A 23253-nucleotide genomic window follows, 5' to 3' on the forward strand; every position below is an offset into this window, starting at 1 on the left:
AGGCCGGAGCAATCATCAGCAAATTACCGCTTTTTTGCTCGATTTAATCCGGTCAAAAGAAGGGATATTTAATTGAATTTGCATATGCTGATTTAAGATAAAGATGGAGATGGTTTTTAATGTCGACGAAGTGCCAAGGCTGCCATGAGGGTGCGGCTCTCAATTTGCCGTTCTCGATGGCGTTCCAACCTATCGTGGATATCACGACAGGATCAATTTTCGGACATGAGGCTTTGGTGCGTGGTGCAGAGGGCCAAGGGGCTGGCTCCGTTCTGACGCAGGTCGACGAGAGCAATCGATATGCCTTCGACCAGCAATGCCGGGTGAAAGCAATCGAGCTTGCTGCAAAGCTGTACGACCCGGCCGACACCGCCAAGCTCTCCATCAATTTCATGCCCAACGCCGTTTACGAGCCACGTGCCTGTATTCGCCTGACGCTTGCCACTGCCATGAAGACCGGCTTCCCGCTGAATCGCATCATTTTCGAATTTACCGAGACAGAAAAGCTGGACACTGCGCACATCCTCAACATCCTGCGCACCTACCGGGAGATGGGTTTCCAGACGGCGATTGATGACTTCGGTGCTGGCCATTCGGGCCTTGGACTGCTCACACATTTTCAACCTGACATCGTCAAGTTGGACATGGATCTGATACGTGGCATCGACAAGGACCCCGTACGGCGAAAGATCGTCAAACACACGCTCGACATGCTGGCCGATCTCAATATCGTTCCTTTGTGCGAAGGGGTTGAGACCGGCGGAGAACTCGCAGCCCTGAGAGACCTCGGAGTGTCTCTGGTGCAAGGCTACCTCCTCTCCAAACCCTTGTTTGAGGCACTGGCGCTACCGCCGACCGATGAGATGCTGAGCAGTATCGCGGCCTAACAGGCAGAACTGCCATACCGACCTGCCGAATTGCTCCGTCTCTTCCGGCGCTACACCACAGACGTATATGAATTTTCGCGCCCGGCAATAAGACCGGGCGCGTTGCGTTTGTCGACGCCTCCACCACCTCGCCCGCGCCTTTGTCGCCTTCCTAAAATCCAGGAACGCGGTCAGTATGACGCGAAACTTTGCACTTAAAACAAATTAAGAGCAGCATCATTCATGTGTAAATTTTTAATTCAAAAATTTCATCTCCCGTCAGAAGGGAAAATTGATCAAAATCAAGAAATCGAAGGAAATAATTTATGTATTCACAAAATATTACTTGGTAAAAATATTTTTTTATATTTTATTTTCTCGGTCATATTAAAAATTAACTATGTTTAAATTATTTACTTCGTATATTCCACTCGCGTTACTGACAGAGACCAGTAATATCGTGACGAACGAGGCGTGCTGCTCTCATTTCATTTGAAAGACAAATCGGATGCCTGGATGGGGCCGTCAAAGCCGCCATTCGACTGCGCCCAGTTCGGCCCGTTTCTGTGAGATCCGACGATCTAGGCACGGAGTAAACACCCATGCGTGCCGTGTGCCGCCTCCCAGTGGCTTTTGCGGCGTTATTTGTGAGTGGCATCAAAAAAATAACCCCCTCTAAGATGCAATCCAGGAGACAAAATGAAGCACGTCCCTATCGTCGGAAAATTTCTCGCGATCATGGCCACCTTCGGCCTTCTCGCAGTCGCCCTCGCAGTTTACCAGACCAATCAACTGCATAAAATTGATGAAAGTTATCAGTCTCTTATGGATGGTCACCAGACCGCAGCCTTGTCTCTGGCGCGCGCAAACCGCAGCCTGCAGGCATTTCGCGCAAGTGTTGGCGATCTGTTAATGGCCCGTACTGCGGAAAACAATGCCAGTGCCGCTGCTTCCATCAAGGATGCCGAGGACAGCTTCAAGAAATTCATCGACAAAGCAATCACCCTCTTGCCTGAGAACGGCGACATCAAACAGTTGAAGGCGGATGGCCTCAAGATCTTCAATGAGACCTGCTCGGCAACGATTGCAGCAGGACGGGCCGCAACGTCGGAGACGGATATTTCCAGTTCGCAGGCGATCTTTCTGAAAGAATGCCAACCGGCCTTCGCTAGCCTTTCACCGCGCTTTACAGCCGTAACGACAGCGGTCACGGAAGAAGCAAACGCCATGGGTGACGAGCAATCGGCCTTCGTCGACAGCACGGCGCTGAAAACGCTAAGCCTTGTGGCAGGCGTTATCCTCGCGGTACTCGTGCTTGGCTTTGTTGCAGTGCGAGCTTGGCTGGTCAAACCTATCGGCAACCTGTCGAACACGATGAGCGTGCTCGCCACTGGAAACTTCGATGTTGCTGTCGATGGCATTGATCGGCGTGACGAAGTCGGCTCTATGGCCAAGGCCGTGCAGGTATTCAAGGACAATGGACTGCGTGCCCTGGACCTCGAACGCTCCGCAGAGGCCACCCGCAGTGCAGGTGAAGCGGAGCGGCTGCGCAACGCCGAGGTCGAGCGTCAGCGTACGCAAGAGATGGCACAGGCTACATCCGGACTGGCAGAAGGTCTGCGGCAACTGTCGAACGGCAATCTTACTTTCCAGCTGGACGAACCTTTTGCAGGAGACTTTGAATCGCTGCGATCGGACTTCAACGCAGCCGTCAGACAGCTGTGCGACAGCTTGCGGGCAGTGGCGAGTGCTACCGGCTCCATTGATAACGGGGCTCGCGAAATCAGCCAAAGCGCCGAAGATCTCTCGAAGCGCACCGAACAGCAAGCCGCATCTCTGGAAGAAACTGCAGCGGCTCTGGACGAAATCACCACCAACGTTTCAAGCTCGTCAAAGCGGACAGAAGACGCTCGCCACGTGGCAATGGAAGCCAACAAGTCTGCGCGCCGGTCGGGTGAGGTTGTCTCCAACGCAGTATCCGCAATGCAGCGTATCGAGCAGTCTTCCAACCAGATTTCATCAATCATCGGCGTCATCGACGAAATCGCTTTCCAGACCAACCTTCTTGCTCTGAACGCCGGTGTCGAAGCGGCACGTGCTGGCGAGGCTGGAAAAGGCTTTGCTGTCGTTGCACAGGAGGTGCGCGAACTCGCTCAGCGCTCAGCGCAGGCGGCAAAGGAAATCAAGGATCTCATCCGCAATTCCGTCGACGAGGTCAGCACAGGCGTGCGGCTGGTTCAGGAAACGGGCGACGCACTAAAGGTCATCGAAGAGCAGGTTGTGGTCGTCAACTCACAACTCGATGCCATCGCCACGTCGGCTCGTGAACAGTCGGTCGGCCTCTCGGAAGTCAACACTGCGGTCAACCAGATGGACCAGGTCACGCAGCAAAACGCTGCTATGGTGGAGGAATCGACAGCCGCCAGTTCCACGCTGGCCGAAGAAGTCCGACGCCTGCGAGAGATCGTGTCCGAGTTCCGCATCGACTCTGTCGAGGCGGCAAGAAGCAAGCCAGTCGCCGTCAAAAGCGATCAAAAACCGGCGCCCTCCCCTGCGCGCCGCATGATTGCGAAGGTCGCGAGCGCCATGGGTAAAGGCGGCGGCAACACCGCTGCGGCACCGGATAGCTGGGAAGAGTTCTAAGCGCCCACCCGCAACCCAAAAACAGGCGGCCAAACCCGGCCGCCTGTTTTTCGTTTTGTCGCAAGTGTCGAAATCCACTTCACCTATTCCACCCCCCTAGGTTTGTCGGGCCTTAGCGTCTCGACGACCCGACGCTGATTTTCCTCCACTCCATCAGAGATCCAGTTTTAACCCGACGGCCTTCTGGAGGAGCACGTCCGTCGGCAGCAGCGCGGCTATTTCCCGTGTGTGATCGATTTTCCCAATCTGCGGTCACTCGTTGACCCTCTGAAAAACAAAACAGCTGTCAGATTAAAAAAGGTTGTACGTACGTCTATTTTTTCTAACCTTCGGATGCGCCGGGCTTCGGGCACGGTGGTGAGAGGAAAAATGGGGGGACCACTGCATCTGCAGTGACCGTATAATTGGGTGGAGAACCAATGAGAATTATCGACCTCAGCGTATCGCTGGAGGATGGAACGCCGTGCGATCCGCCTTCCATGTCGACGACGATAGACTATCGGGATCACAGACAAGGCGCAGAGCATATGCGGCAGTTCTTTCCTGTCGCGAAGGAATCCGACCTGCCAAAAGGACTGGGCTGGGCGATTGAATATGTCAGCCTGACCACACATAGCGGCACTCATCTTGATGCGCCCTGGCATTATCATCCGACCATGGATGGCGGGAAGCCAGCCCGCACGATCGACCAGGCACCGCTGGAATGGTGCTTCTCGGATGGAGTCGTACTCGATTTTTCCCAAAAGCCGAATGGCTACAAAGTGTTGGCAGCCGACATAGAGGCCGAGTTGAAGCGCATTGGCTATAGGCTGAAGCCGCTCGATATTGTCGTCATCCGTTCAGGCGCCGAGACAGCATGGGGCTCTGCCGATTACCTCTCCGCAGGATGCGGTATGAGCCGTGAGGCCACGCTCTACCTTCTCGAACAGGGCGTAAAGATTGTAGGTACGGATGCCTGGAGCTGGGACCGCCCACTCAGCCTGATTGCCGAGGAATTCGAAAAGACCAGAGATGCCTCGATCATCTGGGAGGGGCACTTCGCCGGCATCGAAAAAGAGTATTACCACATGGAGAAACTGACCAATCTCGGCCTTCTGCCGCCGTTCGGTTTCAAGCTCTCCTGCTTCCCGATCAAGATCAAAAACGCAAGCGCGGGCTGGTGTCGCGCTGTTGCGGTTCTTGACGCTTAAAGGGGGGATATGGCCATGAACAACTCAAATCAAATTTCTGAAAAACTTGATGTCAAATGGCATACGATGATCGGTGGTTTTGCCGGATACATGTTTGACGCCATGGATATCTTTCTTCTTGCCATGGCAATGCCAGCAATCATCACGGATCTGGCGATATCACCAGCGGATGGCGGATTGCTGGCGACCGCGACCATGGTCGGCATCGGCTTCAGCAGCATCGCGATTGGCTGGGCGGCGGACAATTTTGGTCGCCGCAAGGTTCTGTTCTGGAGCCTGACCTCCTTCGGCCTGCTGACGATGGCGATCTACTTGACAAATAGCTGGCACCAGATTCTCATTCTGCGTTTCCTCGCGGGTCTGGGTCTTGGCGGCGTCTGGAGCATCATTGTCTCCTATATCTCGGAAACATGGCCCTCGCACCAGCGAGGCAGAGCTGCGTCCTTCGTGTTGTCTTCCTTCCCGGTCGGTGCGGGGGTCGCCTCGTTTCTGGCTTACCTCATCATCCCGCAATTTGGTTGGCACGCATTGTTTCTAACCGGTGGCGGATCAATGCTTGCGGCGATCTACTACCTGCTATTCGTACCGGAATCGGAGGCATGGCAGCGGCAAAAGGCGAAGTCTGACGGCGCGATGACGTCGGTGAAGGATATTTTCGCTCCCGAGCTTGCTCGAAACACCATTCTTGCAACGCTCGTCGCAAGCTGCGGATTGATCGGATATTGGGGCGCCAGCACCTGGCTGCCAATGTTCATGATCAAGGAACGCGGACTTCCCGCCAATACTGCGTTCATGTTCTTCATCGTCCTCAACGTCGGCATGTTCATCGGATACAATGTCTTCGGATATCTCGCCGACCGTATCGGCAGAAAGAAAGCGGTCGTGATTTCCTTCCTGGGAACGGCGATCACATTGCCGATCTATATCTCGATGACGGATCCCACCGCGCTGCTCGTCATGGGACCGGTCTACGCATTCTTTACCGCCTTTGTCGGGTTGATGGGGTCATATCTGCCCGATCTTTTTCCAACCCGCATTCGCACCCTTGGCGCCGGTTTCTGCTTCAATATCGGGCGCGGCATCTCTGCCTTCGCACCGTTTGTCATGGGTTTCATCGCCCAGAAATACAGTTTTGCGACGGGCATTATGATTTGCGCCGGTTTCTTCCTGCTTGCAGGGCTGACGATGCTTACCCTGCCCAACATAGATGCCCAAAAGGCGTCTTCCGGCCCCAAGGACCTATGAGGTTAAGATGAACGAAAATACCATTATCACCGTCGCCACGACGGGTGCGTGGCCGACGAAGGAACATAACCCCGCCATTCCGTTAACACCGCGCGAGATCGCAGACGACGTCTTCGAATGCTGGCAGGCCGGTGCCGCTATTGCTCATCTCCACATGCGGGACGATGAGGGCACAGGTACGATGGATATCGGGAAATTCCGCGAAACCGTCGGCCTCATCCGGGAACGGTGCGACATCGTGCTGAACCTCACCACGTCAGGAGACCTGAACGCCACCGACGAGACCCGTATGATGCATCTCGTGGAATTGAAGCCCGAAATGGCCTCCTATGATTGCGGTTCGATGAACTGGGCGCACTCCACGCTCTTCATCAATCACCCGCATTTTCTCGAAAAGCTCGGAAGGGTGATGATCGAAAACGGCGTAAAACCCGAGATCGAAATCTTCGACGCAGGAATGTACTATAACTCCGAGTATTATCTCAAACAGGGGGTCCTGAAGGCCCCCGCATACTATCAGTTCGTCCTGGGCGCACCGGGGGGAACGACGGCGACGGTCGAGAACCTCGTCTATCTGCGAGGCCTGCTTCCAAAGGACGCTCACTGGTCGGCAATCGGCATCGGTCGCGGACATATGCCTATACTGATGACGGCAGTGGCCATGGGCGGAAACATCCGCGTGGGTATGGAGGATAACGTCCTCTACGCCAAGAACCGCCTTGCGGCATCAAATGCCGAGTTCGTTTACCGCGCCGGTCGCATCGTCAGTGAAGCCAACCGGCAGGTTGCGACACCTGCCGATGCCCGTGCAACGCTCGACTTGAGAACAGCTTGATGCATCTGCCGGGTCCCTCGTACAAAGGGGCCCGGTCAGCAAGCCCAATTGGCGACTGAGTGCCAGAACGGCTGATGTCCTATGGCTGATGGCCACTCACTTCGCTGAAAGGAGTCAGAACTCCTGCCAGTCGTCCCGAACCGCGTTCGATCCAAACGAGCTGGCGACCTTTTTCAACATCGTTCTTGCGGGCGAAGAATGGGGCTTGTCGACGTCTGGCGAGGCAGAGGTTGGCCTAGCTGACGAATTGTCCGCCTTGAAGCGCGACACCAGCTCTCGCAGATTTCTTGCTTCATTTGCCAGCGTCGCACTGGCAGCGTTTGCCTCTTCCACCATTGCAGCGTTCTGCTGTGTGACCTGGTCCATCTGGTTGACGGCGGTATTGACCTCCGCAAGACCCACGGACTGTTCCCGAGCCGATGTTGCAATGGCGTCCATATGCTGGTTGATCGTGACAATATATTCTTCGATGGCCTTCAGCGCATCACCCGTCTGGCTCACCAGCGTCACGCCGCTTTCAACTTCGGCGCTTGAATTGCGGATGAGTTCCTTGATTTCCTTTGCAGCCTTTGCGGACCGTTGGGCCAGTTCGCGAACCTCCTGTGCAACGACAGCGAAGCCTTTTCCGGCCTCACCGGCGCGGGCCGCTTCTACACCGGCATTAAGGGCCAGCAGGTTCGTCTGGAATGCAATTTCATCGATAACGACGATGATGCTCGAAATCTGGCCCGAGGACTGTTCGATCTTGCCCATTGCGTGGACGGCAGAGGCCACCACTGCGCCAGACTGGCGCGCACTCTGGTTAGCCTGGATGGCGACGCTGCGCGCTTCGTCCGCACGCTTGGTGGAGTTGGCAACATTCGTCGTAATCTGGTCCAGCGCCGCCGCCGTCTGCTCAAGCGAAGCTGCCTGCTGCTCCGTACGGCGTGACAGGTCATCTGCACTCGAACTGATTTCTCGTGAGCCATTGTCGATTGCGGAGGTGGACTGCGCAACGGCGCTCAATGTCTCGCGAAGCTGGCTGACGGCTTGATTGAAATCAGAGCGAAGACTTTCGAAATCCGCAGAAAGCGGCTGTTTGATCTGATAGGTCAGATCGCCCAGAGAGAGTTTATGCAATCCGTCGGCAAGCAAACGGGTCGCTTCCGTCATCTCGATCGTCCGCTTGTGTTCGAGCTCACTCGCCCTCTGGCGTTCTTCTTCGGTCTGTTGACGGCTGGCTGTTGCCTCGTTCTCAAGCGAGCGCGCACGTACGGCATTTTCCTTGAAGACCTGAACGGCGGACGCCATCGCTCCTATCTCGTCGGGGCGTTCCTTGCCTTCGATCGTTACGTCGAGGTCATTTTCTGCCAGTCGTGACATGGTGTTTGTCAAATTGCCAATCACCTTCGAGAAAGACCGGGCAAACAGGAGGAAGCCGATCAGCGAGAGCAGTGACACGGCAACGCTTCCGGCAACCGTTGTCCAGAGCGATCGGGAGCTTGCCGCGAGAATTTGCGTAGCGTCCGCTCCGACCTCGAAGACGCCAAGCGGTTCGCCCGAGAAATTCGTAAAGGGTACAGCCTGAACGACGATATCCCTTCCCTCCGACAGTATCGTCTCGGACACAGGCTTGCCTTCAAAAGCCGCCTTGACCTGCTCTGGCGTCAGCATGGACTTTCCGTCCAGTGTTGATGCCTGAAGTTGAAGTTTTCCGTCGGCCACCACATTGACGGCGATCTCGCCGCCGATTCGATCGGCAATGGGGCCGAAATAGGGGTTCGACAGTTCAGTACCGACATCGATGAGGCCAACGAGCTTGCCGTCAGCGATAACCGGTGCTGACGCATACATGCCGATGCTGGCGCGGCCGGTCTCGATGCCTGCGGCGACCTTGCCCGTGGCAAGAGCTTTGACAACCATCTTGCGACGGCCAGTCATGTCATCACCAGACTTGTCAGGGGCATGAAGGCGCACAACTGCGACGCCCTTCGCATCGATGAAGGTCACAAATTGCAGGCCACCTTCCTTGGAGATGGCAGGAAGGCCGGACCCGTATTTGGCCAGGATAGCGTCCTTTTCTTTTCCAAGAATGAGTTTTGCGGTGTCGGGATCGCTGGCGATCGCCAAGGCGACTGCCGCCGCCGCTCTCTGCGTCGCACCCATATCCGTCTGAATAAGAGAAAGGTCGCTTTTTGCCTTGCTGCGAAGTGCGTCTTCATTCGCAATGGACTGGCCATACCATGCCTGCCCTCCGATAGTCGCACTCGCAAACAAAACGGCTCCAAAGCCGTAAGCCGTCATTTTCACCCAAATAGGTTTACGAACCCGATTGCCCATTTGTCCCCCCGACAATGAATTCATCTGAAAAAAAGCTTATCCGAAAAAGCTCAAGAGTTGCTTAAGCGCTTTTCTGGGCAAAGGTCGTCGTCAATGTCCTTCATCCTCCGTCTTATCGGCCTGAAGGCGAACCGGGTTTGCCGGGGACTTGAAGTTCGTCATCACCCGAAGTGTCAAAAAGGTAACGATCGAAAGGACAATGGCAGTATCATAGGAGCCTAGCCCAACCGCGGCACCGATGGCGCCCGTAGCCCAGATGCTGGCCGCTGTCGCTGTGCCCCGCGTTCCCATTTTACCGACGAGGATCGCGCCACCCCCGATGAAACCGACGCCATTGATGAGACCTTCCACGACACGGGCTGTTGCCTCAGCATTGCCAAGAGTTATCGTCTCTGCGGCCTGTATGAAGCCGCAGGCTGCAATCGCGACCAAGGGAAATGTCCGCAATCCCGCACTTCGCTCATTCTGCTCTCTGTCCCAACCAATTGGGAGCGCCAGAACATATGCCACCAACAATGCAATCAGATGCGGGAAGAAGTTTAGTTCAACGCCAACTGATAAGAGCCAATCATTCAAATGAATCCCTCCGCTTCAACCGATTCCGGACGTAATAGATAGTCGTTGCATTCAACTCGGTCCGAAAAGGCGGGTTCCGAATTTGGGGTGGATTTTTCTTAGCCGGATTATTGAGTGGCCACGACACTTCACTGCGACGAGGTCGCTACGGCTTGGCGCTTATCGGCTGACAGGAAAATGCCTTCGAGCGGCTTGCTAAGGACCGCCGAAGGCATAGGCTCGTCAGTGGGGCATTTCTGCAGTGTTAGTGCTTGGCGCTGGCCATCTTCACGTGCGACAGATGCGTTTCAAGGCTGGGTAGAGTTTCTTTCGCGAACCCAACGACGGTCTGGTCGTCACCGGACCCTGCATAGGTTCGAAACAGCGCAATCGCCTCCATGTGTGCTTGCACCTGCATGTCGAGGTAAAGCGTGTCGAAGTCCTTGCCTTTGGCAGCCTGCAATTGATCCATCATCTTCTGTTGCTTGGGTGCAAGGACGATCGGGGATGGCAATGGCTCTCCCTTTTTATCCAAGATACCCTTGAGCTTAGCACCCGCCTTCTGGTGGTCGGCGATGATCATCTTTGCCGCGTCCTTGAGATCGCCGGACTCCGCATTCTGCAAAGCCAGTTCGCTGGACTTGATCTCGAACTCGTTGGAGCTCGAGACGACGCTGACGAAGGTTGGCCGGTCCATGACCATCATGGGTGCGGCATCGCCAGCAGGTTTTGGCTTCTGTTCCTGCGCCATGAGCGGCTGGCTCAAAAGGGCAGCGGATAATGCGAGGTAGGATAGATTTGAAAATTTCATAGTTATGGTCCTTTGTGACGCGATCACTTCGTTTTGGAAAATGCTTTCGTGAGGTCGGCATTGGCAGCATCGACAGCGTCCTTCGCCTTATTCACCACCTTGGCCATTCCGAAGAATTCGTGGGTCACGCCCTCGTAATTCAGCGCATTTACCATCACGCCCGCTGCCTTCAACTTATCGGCATAGGCCTGTCCTTCAGAACGCAACGGGTCGATCTGCGCAGTGATGACGGTTGCAGATGGCAGTCCCTCAAGGTCATTGCGACCGACGAGATTGATCCGCGGATCGGCGGTCTCATCCTTGGACGCGAAGACATGCGAAACGAACCACTCCATATCGGCCTTGCCGAGCGGTGCCGCGTTGGCATTTTCCTGATAGGACGGCGTGTTCATGTCGTTGCCAGCGATTGGATAGACCAGCAACTGGTGCACCGGCATCGTTGTCTTCTTTTCCTTCGCCATCAGAGCAACATTGGCGGCCAGATTGGCGCCGGCACTTTCACCCGCAACAGCAATCCGCTTGGCGTCACCATTCAAAGTATGAATGTTTTCAACGGTCCACGCGTAGGCAGCCCAGGCATCGTCATGCTGCGCCGGGAACTTGCTCTCTGGCGCATGGTGATAATCTGCAGAAACAACGATGGCTTTCGAACCAAGTGCAAGCGCTCTTGGCGTCGCATCATAGGTATTGATATCAGCCACGACCCAGCCACCGCCGTGGAAGTACAGCACGACAGGGAATGGCCCCTTGCCTTCGGGAACATAGACACGGGCTGGCAACGCGCCGCCGGCACTCGGAATGGCAATATCCTTTGTCGCAACACCCGCCTCTGGCATCGGCGATATCTTTTTGTCCCGCTGCACCGTGCGCGCGGCATCGGCGGCACTTGCCTGCGTGCGGGCCTGCGGCACGGTCAGGCCAGAAAAGGGTTTGGCATCCAGCCCCTTCAGCGCGTCCAGGACAGCCTGCATCTGGGCATCGGGCTTCGCCTGTTCAGTCGGCTGCGTCTGCTGAGCCGGTTGGGCTGGCGCCGGGGCGGGCTGCTGGGCCCATACGGATGCCGAAGAAGAAAGCAAGAGGACCGCAAGGCTCGCGGCGCCGATGGAAGTACGTGAGATAGGCATAAGATTTCCTTTGAAACTACGGTGTGACATTTTGTTATTGCTTGGGTGGTTCGATCTTCTGCTGATAAGTCCCGACGACCTCACCCTTTCCGATGACATGGCCAGACATGGCAGCCAAAAGCGCATCGCGGTCGGACGTCGGTGGCAGATCAATCATGGAATCGAGTGCGATGACCTGGATATGGTAGTGATGAGGCTTGTCACCCGCAGGTGGCTTTGGTCCGAAATAACCGTGTGTTCCAGATGTGTTGCGACCCTGCAAAACACCCTCCGGCTCCACGAGGCGAAGCTGTTCCTGCAAGCCTTCTGGAAGCATCGTCACTGTCGCGGGGATGTTCCACGCCAACCAATGGACAAAGGGCTTGAGCGGCGAAGCGTCAGGATCTTCCATGATGATGGCGTAAGACGCAGCCTTTGGCACAGCGCTCCAGCGAAGCGCAGGCGAAACGCCATCAGCATATTCACTGTATCTCGTGGGCATTGCTGCATTGTTCGAGAAAGCATCTGTGGAGACGGTGATCTTTCCCTCGGACTCCGTCTCGGGCCGCTTCAAAGCCAATGGCACATCTGCGCTTTTTTTCGCCTGTGCTTCCATAACATCGGCGGGGGCCGTGGGTGCGGTCTCTGCTTTTTTGGCTTCGCCCGTATAGGCAATCCGGTAAATGACGCCGTTGGCATCATCCGCCATCAACAACGAGCCGTCTTTAGCGACGGCAAGGCCGACCGGACGGGCGAAATGCGTCCTGCCGCCATCCGTCAGGAAGCCGGTCAGGAACGGCTCGATGGTTTTGGGCTGACCGTTTTCGAAGTGAACCCGGACAATTTCGTAACCTGATGCCGGGTTTCGGTTCCATGATCCCCGCATGGTAGCGAAAGCATCTCCCGCAAATTCCGCTGGAAAGGCCGTTCCCTTATAGAACTTCATCTGCATGGGCGCCGCGTGCGCCGTGTAACCGATCACCATCGGCTGGCTCTGATCGCGCCATTGCTCTTTTGTCACACCGCCAACTGGCGTGGACTGTGGATATATGTCACCCGCGCCATAGACATGCGGCCAGCCATATTGCTTGCCCTGCTCGATCTTGTTGAGTTCCTCGGCCTGAACCTCGTCGCCCATCAGGTCGATGCCATGATCCAGGCCCCAGAGTTCGCCAGTCTGCGGCTGCCAATCGTAACCAATCGTGTTGCGCAGGCCTGACGCGAAAATCGTTCTGCTCTTGCCATCCGGCGTCGCGCGAATGATCGTTGCGTTTTCAGGATTGCTTTCGTTGCAGGAATTGCAGGTAGAGCCGACGCTTATGTACAGCATTCCGTCAGGGCCGAATGAAAGAACACGGTTTGGATGCTGGCCGGAATCCGGCAGATCGCCGATGATCATCTCAAGTTCGCTAAGCGTTCCATCGGCATTGATGTCGGCAACGAAGACCTCTTTCACGGTGACAAGGTAGAGTTTGTCATCCTTGATTGCCAGCCCATGCGCCTGTGCGCGGGACACGACCTGGACAGGCGCGCCATCGGACTTGCCATCGTTATTCTCGTCCTTGAGGAGCAGCACATCGCCCTCTTCCCGACGGCTGACATAGATGAATCCCTTGTCGGAGACCTCGATAATGCGACTATTGCCAAGGCCCTGGGCGAATGGCTTCACGGAGAAGCCGTCGGGCACCTTCAACTCACCAATCCGCTCACTCGTCGCAGCGACCTTATTGGGCTTGAAAACGTTTGTAGTGATCTGGACTTCAGTTCCATCGCCCTGCTGGGCGTAAGACGCACTGCAGCCAAGAAGTGCTGCGAAAATTGACGCAGCGCCGGTAACACGACGTATCATTAGGTATTCCTCCAAAGACTTCACATGCCGAACATGCGAGACTCTTCAAAGTTCCTGTGATTTGTGCTGGCCAATGACAGACGTACGCTGCCTCCCGAACAGCTACAATGCCCATGGTGTGAAGAGCACTTGCGATGTGGTCTTCAAACGTCGCTGAAGGCTGACACGAAAGCTTCGACCCGTAAGACTGACGACTATCGCGTCATGCTAATGAAGGACTTTTCAATATCTCTGCCACCTGATAGTTCTTACTTTGTTCGCAAGGCAATTTTGAAGCGTCACTCTCGATTTAAGAGGATTCTTCCATGCCGAATTCAAAGTAGGCACACATCAAGGAAAACGGGATGGCGGTTGCCTATCTGGAAAAACTGAACGAGCAGCAGCGCAAGGCCGTCGAGCATGGCGTTGGGCTGGCTGAGGGCAACGCAGCGGGGCCATTGTTGATCATCGCTGGGGCGGGCTCCGGCAAGACGAATACACTGGCGCATCGTGTGGCGCACCTTATCGTCAATGGTGCCGACCCGCGCCGTATTCTGCTCATGACCTTTTCGCGCAGGGCCGCCTCGGAAATGGCCCGCCGCGTCGAGCGTATCTGCCGCAATGTTCTGGGTGCCAATGCTGCCGTCCTGACTGACGCGCTTGCGTGGTCGGGTACGTTTCATGGGATCGGTGCCAGACTGCTGCGGATGTATGCCGAGCAGATCGGTCTCAATCTCGACTTCACAATCCACGACCGGGAAGACAGCGCCGACCTGATGAACCTCGTGCGCCACGAGCTTGGATTTTCCAAAACCGAAAGCCGTTTCCCGACCAAGGGCACCTGTCTCTCGATCTACTCGCGCGCCGTTAACTCGGAGACACCGCTAAACGAGATTCTTCGCCAGCACTATCCATGGGTCGCCTCTTGGGAGGAACAGTTGAAGGAACTGTTCGGAGCTTATGTCGAGGCAAAGCAGGCGCAGAACGTGCTCGATTACGATGATCTGCTGCTCTACTGGGCGCAGATGGTGAGCGATCCCGAACTCGCCGACGATATCGGCAGTCGTTTCGACCATGTGATGGTGGATGAGTATCAGGACACGAACAAGCTGCAGGCGTCTGTCCTGATGGCGCTCAAGCCCGGCGGACGGGGATTGACCGTCGTAGGTGATGATGCACAATCAATCTATTCGTTTCGGGCAGCAACAGTTCGCAACATTCTCGACTTCCCGGCATCGTTCAGTCCGGCAGCGGACGTCATCACGCTCGATCGCAATTACCGTTCGACCCAGCCCATTCTGGCAGCAGCCAACGGCGTGATCGAGCTTGCGCGCGAGCGTTTCACCAAGAACCTGTGGACGGAACGGGAGTCGCTGGAGCGACCGAAACTCGTGACCGTCAAGGACGAAACCGAACAGGCGAATTTCATCGTTGAGCAGGTGCTGGCAAACCGCGAGGTCGGGATGACGCTGAAGCAGCAGGCGGTGCTGTTTCGCACTTCCAGCCACAGCGGCACGCTTGAAGTAGAACTCACCCGCCGCAACATTCCTTTCGTCAAATTCGGCGGCCTGAAGTTCCTCGACAGTGCCCATGTGAAGGACATGCTGGCAGTCCTGCGTTTCGCCCAGAACCCCCGTGACCGGGTGGCCGGTTTCCGTCTTCTGCAGATGCTGCCTGGCATTGGTCCCAAGAAAGCTGGCACCATTCTCGACACGATCGCATCCGACCCCGAACCGCTCTTGGCGCTTGCTGAAATTCCGCCGCCACTTAAGACGGGGGAGGACTGGACGTCCTTCGTTCAACTGTTGGGCGGCCTTCGAAAAACCCATGAAGGCTGGCCATCGGATATCGCGCAGGCCCGTCTTTGGTACGAACCGCATCTTGATCGCATCCATGAAGATGCCGACACGCGCAAGGCCGACCTTCTGCAACTCGAGCAAATCGCCAGCGGCTACCCTTCCCGAGAGCGTTTCCTGACTGAACTGACGCTTGATCCACCGGATGCGACCAGCGATCAGGCGGGTGTCCCGCTGCTCGACGAAGACTACCTCATCCTGTCGACCATCCATTCGGCCAAGGGGCAGGAATGGCGCTCCGTTTTCATGCTCAACGTCGTCGATGGCTGCATACCGTCGGACCTCGGCACCGGAACGACGCAGGAACTCGAAGAAGAGCGACGCCTGCTTTATGTCGGCATGACGCGTGCCAAGGACAGCCTGTCGCTGATTACGCCGCAGCGGTTTTTCACCCACGGTCAGAACTCGCAGGGCGATCGGCATGTTTACGCTGCCAGAAGCCGGTTCATCCCGGCGACCCTGTTGCAGTATTTCGAACCAATGGCCTGGCCGAAAGTCTCACCCGCAGCGTCTGAACGCAGTGCCCAGCAAATCCGCATTGATGTCGGCGCACGCATGCGCGGCATGTGGAAATAGGGGCGACCAATGCGTCGCTTCCAAACCACGCCCGACTGCCGCACGTCAACGCAGGCGCAACGACGACCCGGTGCTTCATACCGTCGAAATTCTGGCAGCGCATTATGGCTGGCAGGCGGTTAGGAAGAGACAGCAATGCCTGGTCGACTTATTGCTGCTCGATGACCGCGGAAGACAATTGGTCAATTCCCGTGAGACCAAGCAGGCCAATGTTGCGATGAAGCTCATCCATAAGGATAGCGGCAGCCTTTGCCACACCGGCTTGGCCACCAACCGTCGCCGCGTATAGAAACGGTCTGCCGACGAAAACAAACTTAGCACCGAGGGCCAGCGCTTTTACGACGTCGGTGCCTCTGCGAAATCCCCCATCGATCATGACAACTGTCCCAGGCCCCACCTTATCTACTATTGCCGGAAGTGCTTTCAGTGGCGCGATGGCACCGTCCAGTTGCCTGCCGCCATGGTTGGAGACGATGATACCGTCTGCTCCGCGGTGTACGGCAATGGCCGCATCTTCGGGATGAAGAATGCCTTTCACGATCAGATTTCCAGCCCACCTCTCCCTGATCCGGCTGAGATGGTCCCAGCTCAAATGATCCTTTTTACCAAAGTCGCGCATCACGTTGGACGCAAGGATAGGCGCACCGCGCGTGGCATAGGAGTTTTCAAAATGGGGAATGCCATGCTTGAGGATCGTGCGACCGAAGGTGCCGATGCTCCATGCCGGGTGGCTCAATCCCTGCCAGGCAAGACGAGCGCTTGGTCGTAGCGGTGTTGAGAAACCTGCTCGGATGTTGTTCTCGCGATTTGCCAGGACGGCGGTATCGACGGTCAGCACGAGTGTTTTATACCCCGCCGATGCGACGCGGTCGATCAGCGCATCGATCCGATCCGGCTCACCGGGAAGATAGGCCTGGAACCATGATCGGGGCGCCGCCTCGACGATCTCCTCAAGCCGGATCAGGGACGAACCGCTCATGATCATGGGGATACCGGCATCCTGCGCTGCTCTCGCCAAGACGAGATCTCCCCGATAGGCCATCAAGGCACTGATGCCCATGGGTGCGATGCCAAAGGGGGCGTTCCACTCCTCGCCCAACAAGGTGGTCTTTGTGGTTCTGCCCGAGACATTTCGCAGCACCCTCGGCAGCAAAGCGATGTCCTGAAACGCAGCAGCATTCTGTCGCAGCGAGGCGTTGGTCTCGCTGGCCCCGGCAATATAGCCAAATAGCGGCTTTGGCAGATGGCGTCGCGCAAGGCTCTCGAAATCGTCCAGAGAGAGCACGCCGCGCAGACGGCGAGCAGACGAAAAGCCGGGAATAGGTAATGTCATGGATAGCTCACAGATTGCATCATGCCGACGCAGGTCAATTTCTTTTCCCTACCGAAGCGAAAAGGGCGCCTCGCGGCGCCCCTCTGTCAGTCTTCGCTCGCTTCGAAGGCGGCTTTTCTGTTCTTGCGGATGGTTGGCAGGATCAGGGTCAGCAGCATCAGCGCTGTCACGGCCAGAAGCACCGCGCTGATGGGGCGCTCGAAGAAGACCAGCCAGTCACCCTGCGACAGAAGCATGGCGCGGCGCAGGTTGGTTTCCAGAAGCGGACCTAGAACGAAGCCCAGCAGAAGCGGACCCGGTTCGCATTTCGCCTTGCGCAGAACATAGCCCAAGATGCCAAACAGGATCACCAAAGCCACATCGAAACCACGATTGCTGACGCTGTACACACCGACGCAGCAGAACAGCAGAATGGCAGGATACATCAGGCGATAAGGGATTTGCAGCAGCTTTACCCAAAGACCGATGAGCGGCAGGTTAATGACGAGCAGCATGGCGTTGCCGAGCCACATCGAGGCGACGAGACCCCAGAACAATTCCGGCTGGTTCTGGATGACCGATGGGCCGGGCGTAATGCCGTGAATGGTCATTGCACCCAGCATCATGGCCATGATCGAGTTGGACGGAATGCCAAGTGTCAGAAGCGGTATGAACGAAGACTGCGCACCCGCATTATTCGCAGCTTCCGGCCCTGCAACACCTGCAATAGCGCCGTGACCGAATTTCTCCGGCGTCTTGGAAATACGTTTTTCGACCGAATAGGCACTGAACGCGCTCAAGGTTGCGCCACCACCCGGCAGAACGCCCAGGATGGTGCCGACACCGGTGCCGCGCAACACGGCCGCCCAGCTATCCTTGAATTCTTCGCGGGTCGGCCAAAGCCTGCCGATCTTGCTTTGCAAGACACCGCGAACCTCCTTGGATTCAAGGTTTGTGGCGATTTCCGCAATGCCGAACAGACCGACCGCGATAACGACGAAATCGATACCGTCATAAAGATCGGTCGATCCAAATGTCATGCGGGCCGACCCGCTGTTGACGTCGATACCGACCATGCCCAGCACGAGGCCCAGGCACACCATGCCGATGGCCTTGACCACCGAACCATGAGCCAGAATGGTGGCGGCGAGCAGACCGAAGATACACAGCGCCACATATTCGGCCGGTCCGAAGGACAGGGCGAAGGAAGACAGCGTTGGGCCGGCAATCGCCAGTGCAATGGTTGCCACAGTACCGGCAAAGAAAGATCCGAGTGCCGCGATGGCAAGGGCGGCGCCCGCCCTGCCCTTTCTGGCCATTTGATAACCGTCGATCGCGGTCACAACCGCCGAGGCCTCGCCAGGAAGATTGACCAGAATAGCCGTTGTCGATCCGCCATACTGAGCCCCGTAGAAAATGCCCGCGAGCATGATCAAGGCGCCGAGCGGCGGCAGGAAGAAAGTAACCGGCAGCAGAATTGCCACGGTTGCAGTTGGTCCGATGCCGGGCAACACGCCAATCAGCGTTCCCAGCAGCGCGCCGAGGAAACAGAACATCAGGTTGGTGGGTGTCAGGGCCTCCGAGAAGCCAAGCATGAGTACGTCGAAAAATGCCATCGAAATGATCCGATCAAGTCAGGACAGGCAATCAGAAGGGCCAGATAGGCATCTGAACGCCAAGTCCGTAAACGAAGAGGAGCGCGCCAAGAGAGGTGAGCACGGCGGTCGAGATAAAAATCTCTTTCCAGCGCGACTCCGGGTCGGCAAGGCTTCCGACGACCAGCAACCAGATGGTCGCCGGTACGAAGCCGAAACGCTCTGCTGCAAAGGCGAACCCTGCAATGGCCACGACCAGAATGATGAGCGGCTTGGGGTTGATCGCGTCCAACGCCTCCTGGGGTTTGGACAAACCCTTGATGAGAACGACCGCACCAATCAGCGCAATGATGGCGCACAGCGACTTCGGGAGAAACCCGGGGCCCATCATCGCCGGAGTGCCGTATGTCAGGTCGCGCGCGGCCCAAAGGCCAAGCGCTCCCAGAAATATCATCACGCCGCCCGCCAGCATATCGGGATGGTCCCGACCTTTGACTGCAGGCTCCGTGCTCATTGCTGCACCCAAGGTGTTGTATCCCAGATTTTCTGGAAACGGGCGAGACGTGTCGGCATTTCCTTTTCCCAATCAGGTCCGCTGAGATAGGCCAGTGGCAAGGCCATCTGCTTGGCCTGTTTCTGGAATTCCGGATTGTCGAGCGTTGCCTTGATGGCCGCAGCGAAACGATCCGTGATTTCAGCCGGTACCTCACGCGGAGCGGCGATGCCGCGCTCTGATGTCATCTCGACATTGAAACCGGACTCAATGGCAGTCGGTACGTCTGGAAGCTGCGGCGAGCGCTCTTTTCCAAATGTGTTGATCATACGCAGACCCGACGTATCGTTTCCGCCGAACTCACTGACATTGAGACCCCCACCGGTAACCTGTGCACCGAGGATGGCCGTGCGCGTTTCACCAGCGCCGTTGAAAGGGATGTGGGTGATCGTCGTGCCGGATTCCGATCCCAGAATGATGATTGCGAGGTGATCATCCGTGCCGATGCCCGATGAGCCGAATGAAACCGCACCGGGCTTTGCCTTTGCGGCCGCGACGAAATCCGCCAGAGTTTTGATGTCCGATGCCGCGGGAACGACGATAGCTGCCGGATCATCGACGATGCGCGCAACCGGCTTGATGGTCTTCGGATCGTAACCCAGCTTTCTCTGCACCTGCATGGACAAGAAGCCTGGTGTGTTGATGAAGGAGAAGGTGTAGCCGTCCGGCTTGGCCTTTGCCAAGGCGGTATAGGCGATTTCGCCCGACGCACCCGGACGGTTTTCGATCACAATGTCTGCGCCGAGTTCTTTTTCGAGATAGGGCTGCATGGCACGCGCCATGACGTCGGTGCTTCCGCCCGGTGCAAAGGCGACGATCATCTGAATTGGCCGATCTTTAGGCCATTCAGCCTGTGCAGAACCGATTGTCGCCAGCAAGGTACCGGCTGCCAAAGCTGCAATCCTCATCATATTCATCGATATGCTCCTCCCAAGGAACGCTGTGCAGGCCCGGCGCCCGCTCGGATACTAGCCGGGATTTCCTCCAAGCGCGGTGCTCAGCTTGCGAGCGGCAACGCGGAGAATTTCGAGATTTTTGGATATGGCCTCATCGCCAAAACGCGATGGCGGGCCGGTCAAGGCCAGAGAACCGAACAGGGCCTGACCTTCACGGTAGATGGGTACGGCGATGCTGGCGACCTGCGGATCGCGCTCACCGATGGTGACGTGAAAGCCCTGGGCGCGAATGTCATCGTAGATTTTTCCGGAAACACCGGTGAACGCCAGAATGACGCGACCCGGCGCACCGCGATCCAGCGGCATCGTATCGCCCACACGGGCGGAATGGCGGATCGACTGCGTTGAATCATGGCGATGAAGGCAAACGCGCACATCGCCTTCCTTGATATAGACGGCAGCGCTCTCGCCGCTCTCATCGCTGATTTGAGCAAGCAAAGGCTCAACAACGGCGGAAGATTTGAATGTCGATTGATACAGCCCGCCCAGACGCACCAGCTTGGGGCCGAGCCGCCAGCTGGCATCTTCATTGCGGACGAGCATGGAGGATTTGGCGAGCGAACGCGCAATGCGAAGGACCGTGGATTTGTCGAGTTCAGTGCGACGCGCAAGCTCACCCAGCGTCAACGCATAGTCGACATCCGTGAAAGCTTCCAGCATCGAAACAGCCCGTTCAACAGCTGCAACACCTGAAGAATTGCCTGGCATTGGTCTTAACCTCCCGTAAAAAAGCGTTGTACTGAGTACAACACCTTTTCATTTAGTACAATACCCGATAATGAGGATTCGTCAACCGTCGCTCCCATGCGCAGCGACGCACCGAAATTCGGGAGGTTTTAGTGAGCAAAATCAATAGGGCGGCGGCGACCGCAAACCCGTCCGCGGCGGCTGCCACAGGTCACAAGGTTCTCGTCACAGGCGCGCAACTGGCGCCCGAAGCTACGGAACTTCTCCAAAAAAATGGAATCGAGACGATTTACGCCGATGGCTATAGCGGTTCTGGAAATCTTGCCGACATCGCAAGGACCAACGCAGTCGATGCCATCCTCGTACGCCAGGGGCAGATAAACGATCTGGTCATCGGATCGTCGCCGCGTCTTCGCGTGATCGCGAAACACGGTAGCGGCGTAGACAATATCGATCTGGATGCCGCAACATCCCGTAACATCCCCGTGCTGCGCGCGCTTGCTGCCAATGCCCAATCGGTCGCGGAACTGGCGATTACCCTGTCTGTAACGCTGATGAAAGATATCGGCACGCTGAGCGACACGGTCAAAGGCGGTGCCTGGCCAAAGACAAAATATGTCGGTCGCGACCTTGCTGGCGCAAAGTTCGGCATTATCGGCTTTGGTGAAATCGGCCGCAGAACCGCCAAGCTTGCCCAAGGGCTTGGCATGGAAACCAGCGCCTACGATCCATTTGCAGAGGACGCGGACGGCACGCGAGTTAGCCGCGAGCTGACGGACATTCTGGCAGAAAGCGACATCGTTAGCCTGCACTGCCCTCTATCGCCACAGACGCATCATCTCATCAATGCCGAGCGATTGAAGCTGATGAAGCCAGCCGCTTTCATCGTCAACACATCACGTGGTGCCGTGATTGACGAAGCTGCTTTGCTAGAGGCCTTGAAAGAAGGAAGCATCGCAGGGGCCGCGCTCGACAGCTTCGAACAGGAGCCCCCGGCACAGGATCATCCGTTCTGGGGGCTGCCAAACCTTATCGCCACCCCCCATGTGGGCGGCGCGAGCCGTTCGGCGCTGCGCAACATGGCCGTGCAGAGCGCACAGCACATTGTCGATGTGCTCACCGGCGTGCCGTTCGACCGGCGTGCACTGGCCAACCAGAACCTCGAACAGAACTAACCCACCCAACACAATACGGAGGAATTGAAATGTTAGGTTTCAGAGTCTGCAAGCGTAAGCAGAATGTCAGCGCTGACTGGGTCGACAAATTTAGAACGCTCCCGGTCGCCAATGTCAGCGATGTCATGTCGCGCATGACGGCTGGCGGCGCGCCGCTGCGTCCTTTCTATACCGGCCCGCGCATGGTCGGCGCAGCCGTGACTGTCAAAGCCCGCCCCGGCGACAATCTGATGGTTCACAAGGCCCTCGACATCGCCGAGCCGGGCGACATCGTCGTCGTTGATGCCGGTGGTGATCTTAGCAATGCGATCATCGGCGAATTGATGGTTGCGCACGCGGCCCAACGCGGCCTCGGCGGCATCGTCATCTTCGGCGCCATTCGGGACAGCGAAGAACTGCTGGCAGGATCCTTCCCCGTCTTTGCCGCAGGCGTAACCCATCGCGGCCCTTACAAGGATGGCCCCGGCGAAGTGAATGTACCCATCGCTATCAACGGCATGGTCATCGAACCCGGCGACCTCATTTGCGGCGATGCCGACGGTCTTCTATCCGTCCCGCTTGCCTCAGTCGAAACCGTGTTCGAAGCCGCTTCGAAAAAGCATGCGGCCGAAACGAAGCAGATGGAAAACATCAAACTGGGCAAAAATGATCGTGCTTGGGTCGATGCCTCTCTGGCCCGGCTCGGCTGCTTCATCGAAGCTTGAAAAGCTCGAGGCGTGGAAATATCCACGCCTCAGCCACTCATGCTCCTAGCCCTTGAAAGGGCTCAAACCGCAGCCCCCCACTTCAATTTCTTTGGCGAAGCAAAGAATCCTTCTTCGGAGTATGAATAGTCTACTTCGCCCATTTGGCTTGGCTGCTCAGCGGCATTTCAAGAATTGCAGCTGTGCTGCTTCCATAGCCTTTCGCCCAAAATCTCCAATTCACAGAGATTCTTCACGGCCTTGCACTCGCGGCTGTCAGTCGGCCGATACCGCCTCTCTCAACCCTTCGGCACTCCGTTGGACTGCCTTGCCGACTGCAATGATCTGATCCCACTGACCCTTGCAAGGCACCAAACGCCTTGGAGTAAGACGACCTGGGCGCCCACATAAATGCAATTTCTACTTTAGTAAAATATATTAATTATCTTGGGATATAACCGTCAC

The 23253-nt window shown here is 56.6% G+C and carries 18 protein-coding genes; 8 read left to right on the forward strand and 10 right to left on the reverse strand.

All coding sequences use genetic code 11. The annotated features are described in order from the left end of the window. The first annotated feature begins 119 nt into the window (after nt 1-119). The 5 genes from QRN85_RS05685 to QRN85_RS05705 all read left to right on the forward strand — a co-directional run bounded on the left by QRN85_RS05685 (nt 120) and on the right by QRN85_RS05705 (nt 6779). The gene (locus QRN85_RS05685) at nt 120-887 is read left to right on the forward strand and encodes an EAL domain-containing protein (protein WP_062590096.1); all 768 of its coding nucleotides are present in this window, start codon (nt 120-122) and stop codon (nt 885-887) included. A 678-nt stretch (nt 888-1565) separates the two neighbouring features. After that, nucleotides 1566-3509, forward strand: a complete 1944-nt coding sequence (locus tag QRN85_RS05690; protein WP_113170696.1) for a methyl-accepting chemotaxis protein — start codon at nt 1566-1568, stop codon at nt 3507-3509. A gap of 419 nt (nt 3510-3928) precedes the next feature. Continuing rightward, nucleotides 3929-4699, forward strand: coding sequence for a cyclase family protein (locus QRN85_RS05695; protein WP_062590094.1), 771 nt, complete (start codon nt 3929-3931; stop codon nt 4697-4699). Between the two features lie 15 nt (nt 4700-4714). Continuing rightward, nucleotides 4715-5944, forward strand: coding sequence for an MFS transporter (locus QRN85_RS05700; protein ID WP_113170697.1), 1230 nt, complete (start codon nt 4715-4717; stop codon nt 5942-5944). Between the two features lie 7 nt (nt 5945-5951). Next, nucleotides 5952-6779 (forward strand): beta-keto acid cleavage family enzyme, encoded by an 828-nt coding sequence (locus tag QRN85_RS05705; RefSeq protein WP_284756893.1) that lies wholly within the window; start codon nt 5952-5954, stop codon nt 6777-6779. A gap of 114 nt (nt 6780-6893) precedes the next feature. Here the strand turns inward: QRN85_RS05705 and QRN85_RS05710 are convergent, their stop codons facing one another. The 5 genes from QRN85_RS05710 to QRN85_RS05730 form a co-directional block, all read right to left on the reverse strand. Continuing rightward, nucleotides 6894-9098 carry a methyl-accepting chemotaxis protein gene (locus QRN85_RS05710; protein WP_284756892.1) on the reverse strand — a complete coding sequence of 735 codons (2205 nt, stop codon included), beginning with the start codon at nt 9096-9098 and terminating at the stop codon, nt 6894-6896. Nucleotides 9099-9188: 90 nt separating this feature from the next. After that, nucleotides 9189-9674 carry an MgtC/SapB family protein gene (locus QRN85_RS05715; RefSeq protein WP_062590090.1) on the reverse strand — a complete coding sequence of 162 codons (486 nt, stop codon included), beginning with the start codon at nt 9672-9674 and terminating at the stop codon, nt 9189-9191. A gap of 244 nt (nt 9675-9918) precedes the next feature. Continuing rightward, nucleotides 9919-10464, reverse strand: a complete 546-nt coding sequence (locus tag QRN85_RS05720) for a DUF4142 domain-containing protein (protein WP_062590089.1) — start codon at nt 10462-10464, stop codon at nt 9919-9921. 23 nt (nt 10465-10487) lie between these two features. Next, nucleotides 10488-11588: an alpha/beta hydrolase gene (locus QRN85_RS05725; RefSeq protein WP_062590088.1), complete on the reverse strand. Its 1101-nt coding sequence runs from the start codon at nt 11586-11588 to the stop codon at nt 10488-10490. A 34-nt stretch (nt 11589-11622) separates the two neighbouring features. Further along, complete coding sequence (locus tag QRN85_RS05730; protein WP_113170700.1) at nt 11623-13416, reverse strand: YbhB/YbcL family Raf kinase inhibitor-like protein; 1794 nt, start codon at nt 13414-13416, stop codon at nt 11623-11625. A gap of 344 nt (nt 13417-13760) precedes the next feature. Here QRN85_RS05730 and QRN85_RS05735 point away from each other — a divergent pair, with 344 nt between their 5' ends. Beyond that, nucleotides 13761-15827 (forward strand): ATP-dependent helicase, encoded by a 2067-nt coding sequence (locus QRN85_RS05735; RefSeq protein WP_113170701.1) that lies wholly within the window; start codon nt 13761-13763, stop codon nt 15825-15827. A 148-nt stretch (nt 15828-15975) separates the two neighbouring features. Here QRN85_RS05735 and QRN85_RS05740 read toward each other — a convergent pair whose 3' ends face one another. The 5 genes from QRN85_RS05740 to QRN85_RS05760 form a co-directional block, all read right to left on the reverse strand. Beyond that, entirely contained in the window at nt 15976-17160 is a 1185-nt protein-coding gene (locus QRN85_RS05740; protein WP_113170702.1) for an alpha-hydroxy acid oxidase, read from the reverse strand. Nucleotides 17161-17246: 86 nt separating this feature from the next. Beyond that, complete coding sequence (locus QRN85_RS05745) at nt 17247-18755, reverse strand: tripartite tricarboxylate transporter permease (RefSeq protein ID WP_113170703.1); 1509 nt, start codon at nt 18753-18755, stop codon at nt 17247-17249. 31 nt (nt 18756-18786) lie between these two features. Beyond that, on the reverse strand, nt 18787-19248 hold the full coding sequence (locus QRN85_RS05750; RefSeq protein ID WP_062590083.1) for a tripartite tricarboxylate transporter TctB family protein: 462 nt from the start codon (nt 19246-19248) through the stop codon (nt 18787-18789). Further along, nucleotides 19245-20204, reverse strand: coding sequence for a tripartite tricarboxylate transporter substrate binding protein (locus QRN85_RS05755; RefSeq protein WP_062590082.1), 960 nt, complete (start codon nt 20202-20204; stop codon nt 19245-19247). The genes QRN85_RS05750 and QRN85_RS05755 overlap by 4 nt, the downstream gene beginning before the upstream one ends. 51 nt (nt 20205-20255) lie before the next feature. Beyond that, nucleotides 20256-20951 (reverse strand): IclR family transcriptional regulator, encoded by a 696-nt coding sequence (locus QRN85_RS05760; RefSeq protein WP_062590081.1) that lies wholly within the window; start codon nt 20949-20951, stop codon nt 20256-20258. A gap of 131 nt (nt 20952-21082) precedes the next feature. On the opposite strand from QRN85_RS05760, the gene QRN85_RS05765 reads away from it, so the two are divergent. Together QRN85_RS05765 and QRN85_RS05770 are read left to right on the forward strand one after the other, a co-directional pair. Beyond that, nucleotides 21083-22105, forward strand: coding sequence for a hydroxyacid dehydrogenase (locus QRN85_RS05765; RefSeq protein WP_284756889.1), 1023 nt, complete (start codon nt 21083-21085; stop codon nt 22103-22105). A 29-nt stretch (nt 22106-22134) separates the two neighbouring features. Beyond that, complete coding sequence (locus tag QRN85_RS05770) at nt 22135-22809, forward strand: RraA family protein (protein WP_113170704.1); 675 nt, start codon at nt 22135-22137, stop codon at nt 22807-22809. Nucleotides 22810-23253 lie beyond the last annotated feature (444 nt).

Source organism: Agrobacterium sp. fls2-241-TYG-188a, from assembly GCF_030209845.1.